The 2,739-nt window shown below is 68.6% G+C and carries 2 protein-coding genes; both read left to right on the top strand.

The genetic code is table 11. The annotated features are described in order from the left end of the window. Positions 1-347, top strand: a 347-nt coding sequence (locus tag CCN51_RS55545; RefSeq protein WP_158104793.1) for a hypothetical protein, incomplete at its 5' end; no start/stop codon positions are given. Between the two features lie 44 nt (positions 348-391). Continuing rightward, positions 392-2,458 (top strand): DUF6571 family protein, encoded by a 2,067-nt coding sequence (locus tag CCN51_RS51205; protein ID WP_014172901.1) that lies wholly within the window; start codon positions 392-394, stop codon positions 2,456-2,458. Positions 2,459-2,739: the final 281 nt, after the last annotated feature.

Genomic DNA, 2,739 nt, shown 5'->3' with positions numbered 1-2,739 from the left:
GGGGCGCTCTGGTAGTCAAGCGGGACGACTTGGGAAGGGTGGGCCACGCCGCGTACGAGCTGCACGGCGGGCTGCGCGCCGCCGGCGGGCATGCGAAGGCCACCAGCAAGGCCGCGGGAACCGACCTCACCACGGACCACTTCGCGACCGGCGCCGCGCTCACCAAGGTCGCGGACACCTGGCAGTCGCAGGTGGACACGCTGCTGGAGGCGTGTGCGCGTATCTCCAACCACCTGGACTACTCCACCAAGCGCTACGGCGACGAGGACGCCACGATCGCGACCGGGCTGCACGATGCCCACAAGCGGCTGCTGATCCCGTCCCGGATCGCCGAGTACTACCGATAGAGCAGCCAGAACAAGAGAACAACGAGAACACGAGGGACACGGGGATGACCCAGCTGACGTTCGAGCACGTCCTGCACGCGCGTCTGAGCAGGCTCAACGATGCCATCGACGACTGGTCGGCCATGATCACCAAGCTGGAGAAGCTGGCCGCGGAGGCCCGGAACGGGCTGAAGGCCCGGTCGGACACGGCCCGTTGGGAAGGCGCGAACGCCGATGTGACCAGGCCGTTCGTCGACAAGACCGCCAAGGAGTTCCAGGACGCACTCACTCAGGCCACCAGCATCCGCAACATCCTGCGCGACGCGCTGGCCGCCTTCACCGCCGCCAAGGACGCACTGCGGCAGATCGCGGACCATCCCCCCACCGGGGTGACCATCTGGCCCGACGGCGTCGTCGCCCGCTCCCTGCACCCCGACCGGCGCGGCAAGGGCAACACCGACCCCGGCCCGTCCGCCGAGACCCTGGACGCCGTACGGGAGCGGATCAAACACGCCGTCGACCAGGCGACCGAGGCCGACGAGACGGTCGCACGGGCGCTCGACGACATCCTCGCCGGGCACCCGTACGACTTCGGCAGCGACCGCTACACCTCCCTCGACGACTACCGGCGGCAGGACCGCGAGCGGGCTACCAAGGACGCCGACGCCGCCCTCGAACTGGCCGCCAAGGGCTCCTCACTCACCGACGTACAGCTGGCACGGCTCGACGCACTGTTCGCGGACAACAGGGACGATCCTGTCTTCGCCGAGCGCTTCACCACCGGCCTCGGCGCCAGGGGCACGTTCACCTTCTACGCGGGCATCACCGACCCGCGCCAGTCCCCGCGCCCCAGCGACGCGCGCATCAAGGAGCTCGGCGAGATACAGGAACACCTCGGCCTGGTCCTGGCCCAGGCGTCGCACGGCGACAGCCCGCGGATGCGCGCCTGGAAGAGCGAGGTCATCGCCCTCGGCCCGCAGGTGCTCGACCTGCCCGATCATCAGCAGGCCTACGGCTTCCAGGTCATGAGCAATCTGATGCGCGACGGCGTGTACGACAAGCGGTTCCTGAACGACTACGGAACCGCCCTGGTCAAGACGGACCAGGCCATGAAGCTGCCGTGGAGCTTCTGGAACGGGCCGCTCGTCCAGAACAACCACCTCAACTTCGGCGCCGACAACGACTTCGGCCGCGATCCGATGACCGGCTTCCTGAAGGCGCTCAGCCACAACCCGTACGCCGCCACCGAGTTCTTCGGCGCCACCGCACCACAGGACAACTCCCAGTACCTCCTCAAGGACCGCCCCTCCTTCCCGGACGGCCTGCCCGAGAGCCCCGTCGCGAGCCGGGACGCCACGGGCGCGGCGCTCTTCGCCGCGGCCACGGGCCTGTACCCGGACGACAAGCACGCGCGCTTCGTGGAACACACCGCCGACCACCGGCAGGTGCTGGAGCGCTCGCTCGGCTATCTCGCACAGACGGGAGACGACTTCCCGCCCGAGCTGCGCGACGATGTGGCCAAGGTCCTCGCCAACCACGGCGACGAGGTGCACCGCGCCACCAGCGCCCTCGACCCGGAGTCCAGCCCCCTCGACCGCGAGGAGCTGCTGGAGGTGAGCAAGCAGATATCCCGGAACCAGGACGCGTACGGCATCCTCAACGAGGGCCTCAACCAGGAAATGGTCCGCGACATCCACGCCGTCGGCACCGGCGATCCACGGGAGACGCTGCTGCGGGCCGGGCACACGGTCGGATTCCTGGAAGCGGCCCGCTATCTGGCCCTGGAGACCGACAAGGAAGACCCCTCGTGGAAGGCCAAATGGGGCTACCACCTCGTCGGCGGAACGGTCGGTTTCCTCCCCGCCGTCGGAGACATCGCCCAGCGCGGGGTCGACGTGGTCGCGTACGCCTGGCAACAGGAAGAACAGGAACGGATCCACGACAAGCTCAGCGACGACAACAACAAGACCTTCACGGTGCGGGAGCGGCAGCTGGCGGCGCTCGCCGACGAATGGGCCAAGGCCAGTCCGCGCCACCCGAGCGCGGACGACCCCTACATCCTGAGGAACGACATCGGCGGCGCGGCATACGACGGCAACGGCCGTGCGAAGGGCCTGGCGGGTGCCCAGTGACTCCTCGGTGAGCCAACTACGGCCGTGGCAGCAGGCGATGACTTTCAGCCGTTGTGTGGCGTCTCACGCCCTCGTCATCGATCGTCTATGGACAATCCACCTCTCCTCTCTAGGGTCCCTGAGCGCGGCCCCGTCGCCGACCGGTGGCGGGCACACACACCCTCAGGAGTGAGAGTGGAACGTCGTATCTTCCTGCGCGGAGCAGTCATCGGCACGTCGGCCGCGGCCTTCGGCGGCACATTGATGCGCGGCGCCGCCTACGCGGCCGACGTGCCGATGAC

It is taken from the genome of Streptomyces milbemycinicus (genome assembly GCF_002154605.1).
GTDB classification, from domain to species: Bacteria; Actinomycetota; Actinomycetes; order Streptomycetales; family Streptomycetaceae; genus Streptomyces; species Streptomyces milbemycinicus.
This window is presented reverse-complemented; position numbering and strand designations above follow the sequence as displayed.

Excerpts from the sequence above, each read along its gene's own strand:
- CCN51_RS51205 (WP_014172901.1), top strand. The coding sequence starts at position 392 with ATGACCCAGCTGACGTTCGAGCACGTCCTGCACGCGCGTCTGAGCAGG.